Genomic DNA, 15,690 nt, shown 5'->3' on the forward strand with positions numbered 1-15,690 from the left:
TTAAATTTTATTGCGACTTTTATTAAAAACCGCTTTTAGTCTTTTTTGTTCGATGTTGCTTCATTTATAAATGCTTCTTCCTCTTTTGATAACAAAACATCACCTTTATCTGTGGACACTTTAAGGTCTTTCCAGAAGTAATTTCCTAAAGAAACAGGTCTTGGCAATCCTTTGGAGTCATAGTCTGCAATACTTTTAAAAATAAATTCCCGTGCCGTTCTATATTCATAAGTACCTGAAGAAAGTACTTTTTTAAATTTTTCGCTTTTAACTCCTAATCTTGCAGGATAATAATATTGGTCTTTTTTGTAATAATCAAAATAGATAAGACCATCGCCTAATTGACTCTCGTAGTCTTTCCCGTCTTCGTCTTTCAATTTTCTAGGTTTAGAATCACTTTGCTTAAAATCCAACTCAAAATGCGTGATTGCGTTATCGGCTTTATTGTACAGAAACTTTCCTTTGAAATACAGACTATACTTATCACTTTTCATATTAAAAGCAATCTCTTGTACTTCTTCATCTTCAAAAATAATGCGTCCAGAAGTCGTCAAACTCCGTGTTTGCATAAATGATAATGTTCTGTTTAATTCAAAGTTTAAGAAAAAATCCCCGACATCATCTGGTCCAGCATCTTTATCTTTCACTTTCACTTTTCCAAGTATTTCTTTGGACTTCAAATAGGGTAAATTATCAACCTGAATTTGTACAAAATTATTGAAGTTCTTTTTAAAAGCTTCTTTTGGATTAAATTTACCATCACGCGACCAAAATTTCCCATCCGCAATCATCAATAACATCAAATCATTATTTTCATAGACTTTTTGATTAACGTTTATATTATAAGTAATTGGTTTGGTGTAATATACTTTGTCAAAAGTTTTAAGAACTTTTTTTAAAACCAATGTTGGGTCGATTGACACAATTTTGACTTCATCCATAGCATTGTACAACGGCTTTAGCTGGATAACAGCTTGCACTTTTACAGCTTTCAAGCTTTGGAATCCTCCCGCCGAAATGTCCATAATTGCATTATCAGGAACTAAGCAAAATCCATCATCGTTGGTATAATAGATTTGATTATTGGCAATAATCCTCGCATCAGGAAGTGCCGATTGTGTTTCGCTATCAACAATTTTTATTTTTTGTTGCGCAAATAGCATTATCGAAAAAAATGAAAGAAAAAAAGAAAAATGTTTCATAGGCTGTGTTTAAAAAAATTAATAATACCACTCCAAAAAAGTAAGTAGACAAATATATTTTTAAAAATCACAGCAAAATATTAAGGAATATCTAAAGTTAGTTAGCGAAAAGTTAATTTTTAAAAATCGGATTTATTTCCAAATCAAAAACAAAGTGCCTGCGATAATGAGACTTGCTCCTACAGCAGTTTTCCAAGATAATTCTTCGTGTAGAAATACGACGGCAAAAATTATGGTTAATGCTAAACTCAATTTGTCAATCCCAGCGACTTTGGACACCTCTCCCATTTGCAAAGCTTTAAAATAAAAAATCCAAGAGATACCCGTTGCCAATCCAGAAATAATCAGGAAAACCCAATTGCGCGTGCTCAATTCTGTAATACCTCGTACCTCATTTTTAACAATTACAATTAGCCAAATCATAATTAAAACCGCAACTGTCCGAATTGCAGTCGCCAAATTAGAGTTAACATTTTCGACACCAATTTTCGCAAAAATGGCTGTCAGCGCAGCAAACAAGGCTGATAATAATGCATAAATCCACCACATAATTGTGAACATTTAGAGAATTAAAGTTAGGCTTTTCAACAAAATCATTTGCACTAAAATCAACTTAAAATAAAAAATAAAGCTTATTTTCGGTTAACGATTAAATCGAGTATGAACTTAATGTTTAAAATTACAAAAAGAGAGAGGTACACCACACAAAGATTTCCGTCAGCAATTGCCGCATTCTCATTTATAGGACAGGTTTTTGTACTTATGATTATTACTGGAATACTCATGATTTACAGCATCAATTTTAAAAGTATAGTCTTAATAATTGCGGAATTTGTTGTCGGTTTTTTACTTTTCTTGGTAGTCGTTTATCGATCTCTAGAGCGTGTTGTAATCTATTATTTTTATAGCGATTACATCCAGCATTATGATGCGTCAACTTGGGCAACCAAAAAAAATGAAAGAATACTACAATACACCAATCTAAAAGCTTATTATCAGCCAATCGACTTCTATAATTTTATATTAAAAGATGACGAAAATAATGCAGTGATTCTTATATGTACAAGATTTCAAACTTTTGATTTTATTATTAATAATATGATAAAATACCAATACGAAGCTTTCTTACAAAGAATTGAAAATCAAGAGACGTTAGAATTTGGTTTTCACGATATGGAAACTTTAAAAATATTGGATAAATCTAATAATGCTGCGGCTTATTTCCAAAACGATAAAAAGATTACAATCAATAACAACTTTATGAAAATCAATGACAAAACATTTTCATGGAATGATGTTAAAAAAGCAAAAGCAAATCTTTCCTACAATATAAAAGTTCTACATTATTTATACGACGAAATCCAATCCATAAATCAAATTGAAAACTACGCCATACTTGACAAGTTAATAACGGACCTACAAGCCAAAGCGCCTATTGTCTATATTAATTAATGAAAATGTTAATCAAATAACTCCTCTTCTTAAAACAAAAAAATGTTTAACAAAAACAGATTTACGACGTTAAAATTCCCTCAACTAAAAGACAAAATTTTATTTTTCGCAAAGGTATTTTCGCTGATGATTTTTGGTGGCTTCTTAATGTTTCTAAGTACATACTATGATAGTTTGGTTCTTATATTTGTTGAGCTCGCTTTGCTTTATCTTATCTTTATAGCCATCGTAATTCCTACCTACAAAAATGTAAAAATTTATTTTTTTGATGAAGATTATATTAGGATTTATGATGCTACTATTTGGGGCAAAAAGAATGAAAAGCGCCTTACTTATACCAACATAACATCTTACTGGCAGCTCTATAACATCAATCGATTAATCCTAAAAGACGACGAAAATAATTCGGGAATACTTGTAAAACCAAAACTACATTCTTTTGATTTTATTATCGAAAACATTACCAAACATCAATATTCGAATTATCTACAAAAAATTAAAAATAACCAAACTGTAGTCTTCAAATTCCATGATTTTGAGAATTATAAAGCCTTAGCAAACTCACCAAATGCTGAGTCATATTTTCAAAACACCAAGAACATAGAAATGAATTTGAATTATTTAAAAATCGATACCAAAACTTATTCATGGAATGATGTTAAAGAAGCAAAGGCAAATCTTTCCTATAACATAAAAGTTCTACATTATTTCTGCGACGAAATTCAATACTTAGCGCAAATCGAAAACTATGATATACTCGATAAGTTATTAACGGACCTACAAGACAAAGCGCCAGTTGTATATATTAAATAATTAGTTACTGCAAATTTTTATAAATCAAAAGATAATTGCCGTAAATGTTTTCTTTTAATCTAGCAAAAACTAAAGACAACCAATTAAGAAAATACTAGAATCAGCACCTATTTTAAGAAAAAAAATTCTGCAATAAAGGCAAATAAAAGCTATTTATTCAAAATTAAATTTCTAAAATCTTTGGGTGTTGTTCCTGTTACTTTTTTGAATAACTGTGTAAAATGTGATGCAGTATGAAAATTAAGTTCGTATGCAATTTCGGCAATGTCACGTGTTGAATACAGCAAGGCTTTTCCATAATTGATGTCAATCTCGTTAATCCATTGTTTAGGAGATTTTTGTGTAACACTTTTCACACATTTATTAAGGTAATTTTCAGTTACTGAAAGTTTATCAGCATAAAACACAACTCTTTTTTCATTAATATGATATTTAAACAATAGATCACGAAACTGCAGAGACAGCTCCATTGGTCGTGTTGCACTTTTCAAATGCTTGTTTGAGTCTACACTTAATAATTTAATTAAAATCAAATGCAACATGGTGATAGTGACATCATCAACATTCAGATTATTTAACAGAAGTTCTTGTTCCAAAATAACCAGCAGTTGTGTTAAAGTGCTGTAAGAAAGTTGATCCAGCTGGAGCCAAGATGTCATAAAAAAAATGCTTGTCTTATGTTTTGGAAGTTCTTGTTCTGATAGAATGTTATTTTCATAAGCCAAGAAAAAACCCTCAATATAGCCACCAATTGGCAATGTAGGATCCGAAATATGTAAAAGACTTGCTAAAAAGCTATTATTCATTTTATTCATCTTTTGGCGAAGCCATTTTTAAAATTTTAGTAAACAAGGTCGATCCAATACTACCATGACCATGAGGTTCTACATTAGATTTTAGAAGATTGAGTAATTTCACGGTTTCCTTTTCTGGTCGAAAATTACTGGCTTCTAACCATCTGTACATTGGCATTTCGAAAGGTAATAAGACTTTATCCTCCTGAATAAATAGTGGAATATGCTTGTTGCCAATTTCATAACAAACAGTTCCCATTTCTAACATAGAAGTTGGCGTAATCACAATAGCTTCGGTTTCTAAAACATTGACAACAATAGCCTTTTGATCATTTTCAAATAGAATGTCGCCTTCTCGCAAACGTTGACCTTCTCTCAAAAATTTTATAGCAATGTCATCACCTTGTCTTGTCTTTTTACGCTGAATTCTTTTGGTCGTTTCAAACCATTCAAGGTCAAGATAATCGATAGACTTGTCAACAATTGGCTTGTCTATGATGTTGCCTATTGTTTCGTTAATTATCATTTTTTTCTACTTTTTTCTTAAAATCAAAATTCTTAGAAATTCCGACCCCAAATGTTGAGGCGCTAATGCCACTAACATAAGTTTTTGTCCATCCTTCGCCTTTTACTTTTGTTTGCAACATCGATAACTCTGCAAATTTGAATTTCAAAGCCCAGCCACTTCCCAAAAAGACTGCAAATAAAGGATATGCGCGAAGTCGAAATCCATTAAAATTGTTCATTGCGGGATCTATTGCACCATCTTCTGCCAACTTTTGTCCCCAAACATAATGGGCATCAACTTGCGCGATTAATGCAAAATATTTTCCCAATGTAACCGATGGGCTATACCAAAGACCAGCTTCGTTTTGTTTATAGATACTTTTTCCATCGATATGGTTGCTGGCAAAAGCATAATTAACACCAATAACATCATTATTATTGATAAAATAACCAACACCAATTGGTACACTTGCATCTGCACTTGTCCCGAAAGAGCTGTTGCTGCCTGTTGGCGAATTCGTTTTTGAATAGTCCAAAGAACCATAAATCATCCATTGTCCTTTCGGTCCATCTTCATCACTTTTCAACCGACGTCCACCCAATACCTGTGCATGACCTAATGTTGGAATCGACATCATCCCTGCAGCAAATAAAGGAAGAATCCAATTTTTTATATATTTCATTTATTTTAAATTTTATAAAAGAGCCCAAGCTTTGTTGAGCTCTTTTTTATAAATAATCGTTGAAAACTATATTTGATTTTAAAACAAGTAATAAAGCTGCGTTAGTGGCAACTTCTCTGCTGGCTCGCAAGTCACATGTACACCATCAACCGTAACTTTGTAATTTTCTGGATTGACTTCAATAACTGGTGTTTTGTTGTTATGTATAAGATCCTTTTTAGAAATATTGCGACAATTTTTCACTGGAAGAATCATCTTTTCTAATTTATAATCTGCAATTGAGCCATTATCGATAGATATTTGAGAAACAAATGTTGCACAAGTTGCAAATTTCGCACGTCCATGAGCCCCAAACATATTTTTATAAATAATAGGTTGTGGCGTAGGAATGGAAGCATTAGCGTCCCCCATTTTACTCGCAACTACCATTCCACTTTTATAGATCATTTCTGGTTTAACCCCAAACATAGCAGGGCTCCAAATCACAAGATCTGCAATTTTACCTGGTTCAATTGATCCAACATATTCCGAAATTCCATGAGCAATAGCAGGATTAATTGTATACTTAGAAATATAACGTTTAGCACGATAATTATCATTTTCGGTACCATTATCTTCTTCCAAAGAACCTCGCTGATCTTTCATCTTGCTGGCAGTTTGCCATGTTCTTGTAATTACTTCGCCAACTCTTCCCATTGCTTGTGAATCTGAACTCATAATACTAAAAACGCCCATATCGTGAAGAATATCCTCCGCTGCAATAGTTTCTGGTCGAATTCTGGAATCCGCAAAAGCCACATCTTCCGGAATATTTTTGCTGAGGTGATGACAAACCATTAGCATATCCAAATGTTCATCAATCGTGTTAACGGTATATGGACGTGTTGGATTGGTTGATGCAGGTAGTACATTAGGGTACATTGCTGCTTTTATAATATCTGGAGCATGCCCACCACCAGCACCTTCTGTATGGAAAGTATGTATAACTCTACCATTAATAGCAGCCATGGTATCTTCTAAGAAACCAGCTTCGTTTAATGTATCTGTATGGATCGCTACTTGAACGTCATATTTATCTGCAACTTTAAGGGAAGCATCAATTGTTGCAGGTGTTGCACCCCAATCTTCATGGATTTTAACACCTAACGCACCAGCTTCAACTTGTTCTTCAATTGGTGCCTCTGCAGCGCAATTTCCTTTTCCAAAGAATCCCAAGTTCATAGGATATTCTTCGGCAGCTTCTAACATTCTTTGAATATTAAATTTCCCTGGTGTAATCGTCGTTGCATTGGTGCCATCATTAGGACCCGTACCACCGCCAATCATTGTTGTAACACCACTAAACAAAGCAGTTTCTATTTGTTGAGGGCAAATATAATGGATATGGGTATCGATTCCACCAGCTGTAACGATGTAGCCTTTACCACCGTGTACCTCCGTAGATGCACCAATAATCATATTTGGGGAAACGCCATCCATTGTGTCTGGATTTCCTGCTTTTCCAATACCTACAATTTTACCATCCTTAACGCCAATGTCAGCTTTTACAATTCCCCAGTGGTCAATGATCGTTGCACCTGTAATACATAAATCAAGAACGCCTTCGTCCCTCATTTTGGTTACATTTTGTCCCATTCCATCTCGAACTGTTTTTCCTCCACCAAAAACAGATTCATCCCCGTAATAGGTATAATCTTTTTCTATCTCAATGATAATATCAGTGTCGCCTAATCTAATTTTGTCACCAGTTGTTGGTCCCAAGATGTTGGCATATTGTTTTCTATCTACGTTTAGACTCATTTTACAAATTTTTAAAGTTTAACTCGTTTGCTTTGTTTAGACTTTTTTCTTTTTGCTCCGCAGATTCTACAGAAGCATTAACAAGATTATTGAAACCCATAGCCTTTTTAGCACCACCAATTTCTACGAGTTCAACTTCTTTTTCCTCACCTGGCTCAAATCGCACAGCAGTACTTGCAACAATGTTTAGTCGTTTTCCAAAGGCTTTCTCTCTATCAAAACTCATTGCTTTGTTGACTTCAAAAAAATGGAAATGCGATCCTACTTGTATTGGTCTATCGCCTGTGTTAATCACTTTTATTGTTACAGTATCTCTGCCTTCATTGCAGATTATTGTACCTTCTTTTACAAAAATTTCTCCTGGTATCATAAAATTTTGTTTTAACGAATTGGATTATGAACAGTTACTAACTTTGTCCCATCTGGAAAAGTTGCTTCAATTTGTACATCGTGTATCATGTCTGCCACTCCTGGCATAACATCATCAATTGTAAGTACCTGAGCGCCTTCTTGCATTAGCTCTGCTACTTTTTTTCCGTCTCGAGCGCCTTCTAATAAGAAATGGCTAATGACCGCAATTGATTCTGGATAATTTAATTTTAGACCTCTGGCCTTTCTTTTAAGGGCTAACTCTCCTGCCATGAAGAGTAAAAGCTTCTCGGTTTCTCTTGGTGTTAAATGCATTTTTTTTATTATTAAGATTGAACATCGATATATTAGTCTCTACATAGAATGTGAGATGAATATGTCGTACTTTGAATTATGAAAATAAGAACCCCCGAAACTATGTTTTTATAGTCTCTGAAATAGGTTAAAAGATTGAGTAATAAAGATTAGCAGATAGCTATTAACAAAGAATGATATAGTATATATTTGGGAACACCAACATATACTTTATGATTTACGGGGAATGTATTTGTGTTTTCTTGAAACAATTGGTAAAAACAATATTGCCAATTTTCAACAAACAGACCAAAAGTATCTTTTATTTTTTCAAGATCATCAAGACCAGAGGAATCTTGATCATCATCAACCGCATTAAAAAACTTTATAGAATCTGTTGTTGATTTACTTTGTTTTTTATGCGCTTGGTGAGATTGCTTTTGTAGAATATGTGAAGCATTCTTTCGCGTATTTGCGAAAAGCATTGTACTAAAAAACACAATGAAAAATGACAAGAAATATATTCTTTTTGACTGCTTCATTAGAATAGTAAAATTAGTAAGCTTTGTCTTTTTTCGGTTATCAAAAACTAATTTAAAATGTTCAAAATCGTGACAAAATAGATTCTGTTATTTCATATTTCATTTTTGAAAGAATACTAATCAAACAATTATAATCTGATATTGTTCGTAATATTTTAGAATACTAAAATTCCATTTCTTTATTATCAAAAATAATGCTTTTATATTAGCTTTTAAAAAATTTATACCTTAATTTTGAACATTGTATATCCATACTTATTACAAAACAAAAAAAACTACAGCTTCGGAGTGTCAAAACTAATTAACTACGTAACAATATTTTATATCATCAATATTTTTGTTGGATTGCTCGCATTCCTATTTTTGGATGATTTCCAAAAAATATTTGGAATTATCTTTTCCCTTTTTCAAATTTTATTTCTTGCTTTTGGAGGTTTTCTAAATGCAAAAAAGCAGAAAAAAATATTATCCATCTTTTGGATTGGTATTTTTAATTTGATTCTCGGTTTGGCGAGCATCTTTGCTATTGAAGTTTTAGGAGCACAATTTAGTATTTTTGGCGGAAGTACGGATTCGGTTCTGGTTGTTTTATTCCAATACACAATCAATTCCTACCTCTACCCTTTTCTAACTCCTCTCGAAGGCATCAGCGAATCACTTGCGATATTATTTATTATTTTTTGTTCATTTATTATTCCATTCGTAGGTTTTGCTATTGGAAGAAAAATGTATTCGAACAAAGTTGAACAACATTAATTATGAAATTAATTACAACAAGAAAATTAAAACTTTTCCGAATTTTTAAAATGCATAATCTATAAAAATTTTAATCCTAATGCTTCCTGATAGGTCTTTGGTAACATAAATTGCTTGTTATAAAAATCTATTCTGAAAATATAGCTTTTCTTGGTTTCTTCATTAATAATTTCAATCCATTCCGGTCCCTTCATTAAGTAAATATTTATTTCATATTTACCTTTTATACTAAAACTTTCTGACGACGAAGTGCTTGTAATTATGGTAACATCATCTTTTAATTCTGTTGAAAATTCACGAGGTACAACCATAGCTGCCGTATTCCTCCCAGCCTTCACCTCAGCAAAATTTGGTGCTATAACTTCCTTAACTTTAGATTCACTATTTACTTTTTTCGGATAGGTTTTTAGAAGATTAAATTTCGAATCATACACAAGTATCTTATCAAGACCATAAAAAACGCTTACTTCTTCTGTCTTTTGCGATGCTTTATTCAACATTTTTAAAGTCAAAACATTCGTCGCCGCGATATTTTTCAGTTTTGGTGTTTGGAAATCAGGATTGATATAAACATCAAAATGACTAGAATCGCCAAGTATCACAGCATCTTCAACACCAATCGCACTTGTATATTTTTTGTTAAAAACCAATTTTTTTGATGTATTTTTTGGAATTAAAACCGTTTTCCCATCTTTTTCAAAAGCTTGGTAATAAATTTTGTTACAGTACAAATCATTATTTAAGTCAACATAATCTTCTGTTGCTCCAGTTTTCTTATCAACAAACTTGTACTTATTGTCATTGAATAAAACCAAATCCGAAAAAACCTTTATCATGCTTTTTTCATAAGTTGGCGCAATATACTCGGAGAAGTTACTCGTATCCACCACTCCGTATTTGTCCTCGAATTTAAAAACCTCATAACGATTCTGAGCGACAAAATGTATTGATAACAAACTGAAAATTAAAACAATAAAAGATTTCATATTCAAGGATTTATTTTTTTTCAAAAAACTGAAAAAGGATTTTTTATAAAGTAAAGGATTTTGAAACTAAAAACAGACTAATTCGGACACCAAAAATTTCGAGCATTGAAGTAATATTTTCAAACACGAACTCACCTTTTATAAGTTCTAAAAAGATGGTCCCAGATTGATGTGTAGAAACCAAAATTATGGCGTTCATCCAAATGATGTTGGTTATGAAATTTGGTGGTTCCAACTAATATTTTGTCCGTCCACTTTGGGAAAAATTCACGATTGAGATGCCCGATTGTTCCCCAAACCAAATTAATAAACAGATAGGCACAAATCGAAATCATTGAAAAATCATAACAGACAAACACCAACATCATCATTACGCCAAAACCTAATGTTTCGAAAGGATGCAAGACAAATAGACTTAAATAATTGGTGCTAATATGTTCATGATGTTTATGATGCAAAATCTTGTAGAAAAAAGGCAAATGCGCGAGATAATGAAAAACAAACATTAGGAAATCCATAATAATTGTGATGCAAACAATTTCCGCAACAACCTCAAAAACACTTTTGGAATCATCCATCACAATCCAATGCTGTTTCCAAAGAAAAACGCCCATCAACATAACAACGGCATTTAGAATGACTGTAAGCAAACTCAAAAAAATATCAGATTTTGAAACTGGAAAATCTTCCTTCTGGATTCTATCTTTATGACAAGTTTTATCAATAAAAATGTACAAAGCAATGGAAAACAGATACAATCCGAAATTGCTTGCAAGGCTAAAAACGATCCATTCGACAACGCTAAATTTTTCAAGTGATTGAAATAACTCCAAGGAATATTAATTTTACTTAAAAATAAGAATTTTCAGAAAAACAGCAGAATTAAATAGAGAATTTTCTTTATCTTTTTGGTCATTAAACGATTTTACTTAGAATACAGAATGCCAATCTATAAAGGAACTTTCACCAACAAAACAGGAACTTATCCAATTGAAATTTTAAACGATTTCAAAAATTTTCATTTTCAAGTTAAAGATTTCAAGTTTACTGGATTCGACTTGGATGCTTTTGAACTTGAGAATGTAGAAAGTTTCACTGATGAAGATTTATCCAATTTTGATATTGTAAAACGGCAAGATTATTTTGAGTTAACGAATTATCAACTTGATTTAAAAATTCCGCAACGACTTATTGACATGGACTCCAAGGAAGAAATCGAAGTCGATTTGGATTTTCATTTTGAATTGAGCGAAAAGCATGAAGAAGCAAGAATTGTATTTAAAATAAATGACAATTACTTCGAAGCTAAAAACGGATTCATGGAGTTAATTTTTGACAACTTACAAAAACAATTTGACGGAAAATACCGTTTCAAAAATTGTTATGGATGCTTATACGGCGATTATTCGGTTTACGGACAAGGATTTATGGGACCAGTTTTATGTTTTAAAAATCAAAAAGAAGCCTATCTTAAAGTTCAAAACAAAGATGAATACATGGATTTAGGTCCTCAAGAATCCACGCAACAAGAGATATTTTGCTGTGACGAATACGAAATCCGTGATAAATCGGTTGGTTATAGAGGAACTGTGATTTAGGTTTAATATTCATTAACCCGCTCCGACTAAATCTGCATAACAAATATTACATGAAAAAAATATTATATCTAACATTAATCCTTGGCGTGTTTATGGCTGAGGCACAAGACAAAATTCAAAGACTTTTACCCAATCAACAAAAATTCAAGGATTATATAGAAGAAATTGGAAATCCGTTGGAGGGAAATCCTGTTTTGTTAATCAATTACTTTGCGGAAAAGGAAGGCAGTTATTTGTTCTTTCTTAATGAAACTAAATCAAAAGGCGAATCCTATTTAACACCAAAACCTAAGGATTTGTATGCTGGACTTTACATTGAAGATCATGGCGGAATTTTGAAGCAGATTACTTTCAAAGATTTTGCTGGACCCCTTTCGCAACCAAATTATTTACTGGATTATTGTATTGCAACAGATGCTGACAAAAACAAAAGTCCCGAGTTTTATCTCACCTATTTTGAATCTTCGGATGGTGAAGACGCAAAACCGCTAAAAGTAATTGTTTACTCCAGAAATGGAAAGGCTTTTGAAAAATCTAAAATAACGGCTTGGTTATCGTACCAACCTGACGCAAAAGATGGAATTGAAAAAGACGAAAACTTCAAAAAATTGCCTAAGAGTATTCAACTAAAGGCAGAAGATTTACTGAGTAAAGCTAAAAAGATAGTCAAAAAATAAGATTTAAATTTGAAAAGCAAACGAATGAAAAATATTGTTGAAACATTAAAACAACACGAACAATACAATGCGGATTCAGCAATTGGCGCTTCTGAAATCGAAGAACTAAACGAGAATTTAGGATTCCAGATTCCAGCGTTTTTTGTTGATTATTTGGAACATTTTGGTTTTGATGAAAATCTATTTTGGACCATTTTTAATGACGAATCGGATTTTATAGATCAAAATGAATTTATCCGAGAAATGGATGAATATCAAGATTATATTGTCATCGGCGATGAATACGGAGAAAATCTAATTTTAGCACATCTTGAAAGCAGTCAATTGTACTTATTGGAAGACGATCATTTGTTTGATTTAAAAATAAACTTTAAGCAAATGTTAGAGGAAATTACGGATTCTCTAAAGCCTTTTGACTACAATATTTACAAAGAAATTGACACCGCTTATCAATCACTTTTGTCACATAAAAATGAAGTTTCGGAGGTTATTAAATTGGCAATTGAAAATCTAAAAAATGAAGCCACAGAAAATGACGATCAATTGTATTCTATCATAATTTCAAAAGATGAAAACGCAAACTATACTGTTTCTTGTGGAAGCTTCAATGATTTTAAAATCAAAACAGATTCTGAGAACATCAATTATAACGACTTGTTTAATACGAAAAAATCTAAGTATCAAGGGAAATTGGATTTTAGTTTTCTAAAACAAGAATCTAACTTAACGAATAAAAAAGCTTTGGATTTACTTTGTTTAGACGTTTTACGGGAACTAAAAAATGACAATTATTTCGAAGATCAAGTTGAAAATATTTCGATTTCGGTAGAGTCAACGGATACTGATATCTTTACAGAAGATTCCTATGATGATGCGTTGACAAAGCGAAAAAACTTACTAACAACAATTAGAAGATTTTGGGAAACGCCTTATGATAGGACAAGATTAATCCTCGAAAATCTGTAAACATTATGTGCAAGTATGCGATGATTGCTTATAAAAACCATTTTGCTTGTTTTGATTGTCAAAAGACTTTCAAACGTCGCTTGTGGATTGATATTAAGAAAGGCGCTAAAGAAGATTCGCCCGCAAAATGTCCGCAATGTGGTGGTGAAATGGTATCGATGGGAAAAGATTTTGAATCGCCAAAAATGAATGATGATAAAGCTTGGACTCACCTCAAAAACCTTTATGACGTTGGAATTACATTCCATTCGTGCGGTTGCACGGGTCCAGGTTATATTCCGCGAGATCATGAGACTTTGCTTCGTTATTTTGAAAATATCAAAACGCATTATTTTTCCGAGTTGGACTTTTGGCGTTCACGAGTCGAACCAGAAACCAAGCAAGAACGCATTAAAGACGGGCAGCGAAATCGGCATAAATTATCGCCTGTCAATTCAAATTACGACAAAGTAATTGTGAAAAATCAAGAAGGAATTGATTATTGGCATCTAAAAATCAAAAATATTGAAGCCAAAATTGAAACGATAAAACTTCAGAAATCATGAAATTGTTCCTAAATGTCTTTTTAATTACGTCTGCACTTTTTGGTTGTCAATCGAAAAGCGAACCTACACCAGACACGAGCAAATCAACTGTGCCAGAACTTAAAAAAGAAATAAAATTCGATACTTCCGTCCAAACTGCTCATATTTTTGTAGCATTATGCGATAATAAATATCAAGGCATTGTTCCCGTTCCGGCAGGGATTGGCAATGGACAAGATCCAGTCACTAATTTGTATTGGGGCGCAGGTTACGGTGTGAAAACGTATTTCAAAAACAGTAAAGATTGGAAACTTTTGAAAGCGTCAAAGCTTAATAACACTGTTTTGGAACGTTTAATATTTAAACATAAAACAAAAGATTTCTATCTCATTGCCGACGCTTATGATGGAAAAGAGATCCAAAAGACCACAGAAGATTTTTTGTATAGCAGTTCTGGACAACAAAAAGACACGCTAAGTATTGATAACAAAATACTTGGTATTATCTTCTGACGGATTTTTTTTCAATTGTTCTGAAAAACCAACAATAGATTTTGCTAGCACCATCTTGTAGGCATAATCTTCTATGATATTTTTTTGCTTTACATACTGGTTTGAACAGAATATAGCAGCAACAATGGGAAGTGGTAATAATGCAATTCTCCCTATCAGTAAATGCAGATCGCTTGTCTTTTCAACGGTAATCCATATACCAAGCCCAATAGCTACCAAGATAAAAAAAGTAGCACCACCAATCCATAAAGCACTAAGTTGCCATTTTTTGGCAGCGGTATATTGAGTATCAAAAGACTCACTAAGACCTGATGCTGTTGAATAATGCAATGCTGTTTTTGCATTTTGTATTAACTGCTCTGCCTCACCTAAGACCTTTTTCCGTTCGGTTTCATATTCCTCTAACTTTTTGTCATTTTCACTTGTCCTTTGTTCTAATTCTCCTAAGCGATTTTCTCTTTCTTGTACTTTTTTGGCAAATCCATCTATCAATTTTTCATTACTTTTAGCTTCGTTTAGATGATTAACAATAGATTCCAAATTTTCGTCTGCAGTTTCCTTTATTTCCTCCAGTTTGGAATTTATACTTTTTAGATTTTCAGATTTATCTTCAATTTCTGACTTATATTCCTCAATTGTTTCAAGCTCAACTTGAAGTTCATCAAACTTAGATTTAAGTTCTTTTGACTTTTCTTCAGCTCCATCAGTTAATTCATCAATTTTCGTTTTTTGATTATTAGCTTCAACAAGTACCGTTGCAAATTCGTCACATTGTTCTAATAGTTTTTTATTCGCCTCCTGAAACAGCTCCCATCTTTCCTTATTTTTAGATACATTATACGATCTTAATAAAACCTTAAGCTCATCAACATATTTAGCTAGAGTTGAAGGGCTAGAAATATATGAGTTTATATTTACGAGTAGGTTTTTCATCGAGTATCTTTCATTGTAGGTAGAAATCTTAATAAATTGATTATGCGATCTTACCAGATAGGAAATATCAACTAATAATGATTCAAGCCCTAAATAAATACCTTTTCCAGAATATTCATTTTCACTGCCATATGTACTAGAATATGTTGATTTGTCTACAGTCTTTAATGCTTCTTTGATTTCGTCACGAAGCTTTGCGATTTCTTTAATTGTTGTTGTTTCCATTTTATTATTTTGGTTTAAGTTTTAGACAACAATCTCCAGAGGAGTGAAAAAATCACC

20 protein-coding genes are annotated in these 15,690 nt (G+C 32.5%); 8 read left to right on the forward strand and 12 right to left on the reverse strand.

All coding sequences use genetic code 11. From position 1 onward, the window contains the following. Positions 1 to 35: 35 nt before the first annotated feature. Both Q1V95_RS14775 and Q1V95_RS14780 read right to left on the reverse strand, forming a co-directional pair. Positions 36 to 1,202, reverse strand: coding sequence for a hypothetical protein (locus Q1V95_RS14775; protein WP_300675482.1), 1,167 nt, complete (start codon positions 1,200 to 1,202; stop codon positions 36 to 38). Positions 1,203 to 1,334: 132 nt separating this feature from the next. Beyond that, entirely contained in the window at positions 1,335 to 1,751 is a 417-nt protein-coding gene (locus tag Q1V95_RS14780; protein ID WP_300675671.1) for an EamA family transporter, read from the reverse strand. Positions 1,752 to 1,871: 120 nt separating this feature from the next. Here Q1V95_RS14780 and Q1V95_RS14785 point away from each other — a divergent pair, with 120 nt between their 5' ends. Further along, a complete protein-coding gene (locus Q1V95_RS14785) occupies positions 1,872 to 2,654 on the forward strand; it encodes a hypothetical protein (RefSeq protein ID WP_300675483.1) in 783 nt (260 codons plus the stop codon). Positions 2,655 to 2,696: 42 nt separating this feature from the next. After that, positions 2,697 to 3,467 (forward strand): hypothetical protein, encoded by a 771-nt coding sequence (locus Q1V95_RS14790; protein ID WP_300675484.1) that lies wholly within the window; start codon positions 2,697 to 2,699, stop codon positions 3,465 to 3,467. A gap of 149 nt (positions 3,468 to 3,616) precedes the next feature. On the opposite strand, the gene Q1V95_RS14795 is transcribed toward Q1V95_RS14790, so the two are convergent. The 7 genes from Q1V95_RS14795 to Q1V95_RS14825 form a co-directional block, all read right to left on the reverse strand. After that, positions 3,617 to 4,273 (reverse strand): helix-turn-helix domain-containing protein, encoded by a 657-nt coding sequence (locus Q1V95_RS14795; RefSeq protein ID WP_300675485.1) that lies wholly within the window; start codon positions 4,271 to 4,273, stop codon positions 3,617 to 3,619. 1 nt (position 4,274) lies between these two features. Further along, complete coding sequence (gene ureE / locus Q1V95_RS14800; RefSeq protein WP_300675486.1) at positions 4,275 to 4,787, reverse strand: urease accessory protein UreE; 513 nt, start codon at positions 4,785 to 4,787, stop codon at positions 4,275 to 4,277. Then, a complete protein-coding gene (locus Q1V95_RS14805) occupies positions 4,777 to 5,451 on the reverse strand; it encodes a hypothetical protein (protein ID WP_300675487.1) in 675 nt (224 codons plus the stop codon). Before Q1V95_RS14805 ends, ureE begins: the two co-directional genes overlap by 11 nt. Positions 5,452 to 5,529: 78 nt before the next feature. Continuing rightward, the gene (ureC, locus tag Q1V95_RS14810) at positions 5,530 to 7,251 is read right to left on the reverse strand and encodes an urease subunit alpha (protein ID WP_300675488.1); all 1,722 of its coding nucleotides are present in this window, start codon (positions 7,249 to 7,251) and stop codon (positions 5,530 to 5,532) included. A 1-nt stretch (position 7,252) separates the two neighbouring features. After that, positions 7,253 to 7,621, reverse strand: coding sequence for an urease subunit beta (gene ureB, locus Q1V95_RS14815; protein WP_300675489.1), 369 nt, complete (start codon positions 7,619 to 7,621; stop codon positions 7,253 to 7,255). Between the two features lie 11 nt (positions 7,622 to 7,632). Beyond that, entirely contained in the window at positions 7,633 to 7,935 is a 303-nt protein-coding gene (ureA, locus tag Q1V95_RS14820; RefSeq protein ID WP_300675490.1) for an urease subunit gamma, read from the reverse strand. Positions 7,936 to 8,084: 149 nt separating this feature from the next. After that, a complete protein-coding gene (locus Q1V95_RS14825; protein WP_300675491.1) occupies positions 8,085 to 8,456 on the reverse strand; it encodes a hypothetical protein in 372 nt (123 codons plus the stop codon). A gap of 363 nt (positions 8,457 to 8,819) precedes the next feature. On the opposite strand from Q1V95_RS14825, the gene Q1V95_RS14830 reads away from it, so the two are divergent. Continuing rightward, complete coding sequence (locus Q1V95_RS14830) at positions 8,820 to 9,212, forward strand: hypothetical protein (protein WP_300675492.1); 393 nt, start codon at positions 8,820 to 8,822, stop codon at positions 9,210 to 9,212. Positions 9,213 to 9,271: 59 nt separating this feature from the next. On the opposite strand, the gene Q1V95_RS14835 is transcribed toward Q1V95_RS14830, so the two are convergent. Beyond that, the gene (locus Q1V95_RS14835) at positions 9,272 to 10,198 is read right to left on the reverse strand and encodes a hypothetical protein (RefSeq protein ID WP_300675493.1); all 927 of its coding nucleotides are present in this window, start codon (positions 10,196 to 10,198) and stop codon (positions 9,272 to 9,274) included. A gap of 131 nt (positions 10,199 to 10,329) precedes the next feature. After that, positions 10,330 to 11,031: a sterol desaturase family protein gene (locus tag Q1V95_RS14840; RefSeq protein ID WP_300675494.1), complete on the reverse strand. Its 702-nt coding sequence runs from the start codon at positions 11,029 to 11,031 to the stop codon at positions 10,330 to 10,332. Between the two features lie 108 nt (positions 11,032 to 11,139). Here Q1V95_RS14840 and Q1V95_RS14845 point away from each other — a divergent pair, with 108 nt between their 5' ends. Genes Q1V95_RS14845 through Q1V95_RS14865 form a run of 5 tightly spaced genes read left to right on the forward strand, consistent with a single transcriptional unit; the run spans position 11,140 to position 14,475 of the window. Then, positions 11,140 to 11,796, forward strand: a complete 657-nt coding sequence (locus tag Q1V95_RS14845) for a DUF6304 family protein (RefSeq protein ID WP_300675495.1) — start codon at positions 11,140 to 11,142, stop codon at positions 11,794 to 11,796. A 50-nt stretch (positions 11,797 to 11,846) separates the two neighbouring features. After that, positions 11,847 to 12,473, forward strand: a complete 627-nt coding sequence (locus Q1V95_RS14850) for a hypothetical protein (RefSeq protein ID WP_300675496.1) — start codon at positions 11,847 to 11,849, stop codon at positions 12,471 to 12,473. Positions 12,474 to 12,497: 24 nt separating this feature from the next. Further along, positions 12,498 to 13,439 (forward strand): hypothetical protein, encoded by a 942-nt coding sequence (locus Q1V95_RS14855; protein WP_300675497.1) that lies wholly within the window; start codon positions 12,498 to 12,500, stop codon positions 13,437 to 13,439. A 5-nt stretch (positions 13,440 to 13,444) separates the two neighbouring features. After that, on the forward strand, positions 13,445 to 13,984 hold the full coding sequence (locus Q1V95_RS14860; protein WP_300675498.1) for a hypothetical protein: 540 nt from the start codon (positions 13,445 to 13,447) through the stop codon (positions 13,982 to 13,984). Beyond that, positions 13,981 to 14,475: a hypothetical protein gene (locus Q1V95_RS14865; RefSeq protein ID WP_300675499.1), complete on the forward strand. Its 495-nt coding sequence runs from the start codon at positions 13,981 to 13,983 to the stop codon at positions 14,473 to 14,475. The genes Q1V95_RS14860 and Q1V95_RS14865 overlap by 4 nt, the downstream gene beginning before the upstream one ends. Here the strand turns inward: Q1V95_RS14865 and Q1V95_RS14870 are convergent. After that, entirely contained in the window at positions 14,437 to 15,633 is a 1,197-nt protein-coding gene (locus Q1V95_RS14870) for a hypothetical protein (RefSeq protein WP_300675500.1), read from the reverse strand. The two genes, Q1V95_RS14865 and Q1V95_RS14870, sit on opposite strands and share 39 nt — an antisense overlap. Positions 15,634 to 15,690: the final 57 nt, after the last annotated feature.

Origin of the sequence: Soonwooa sp. (assembly GCF_030151385.1) — a bacterium.
Taxonomy (GTDB): domain Bacteria; phylum Bacteroidota; class Bacteroidia; order Flavobacteriales; family Weeksellaceae; genus Soonwooa.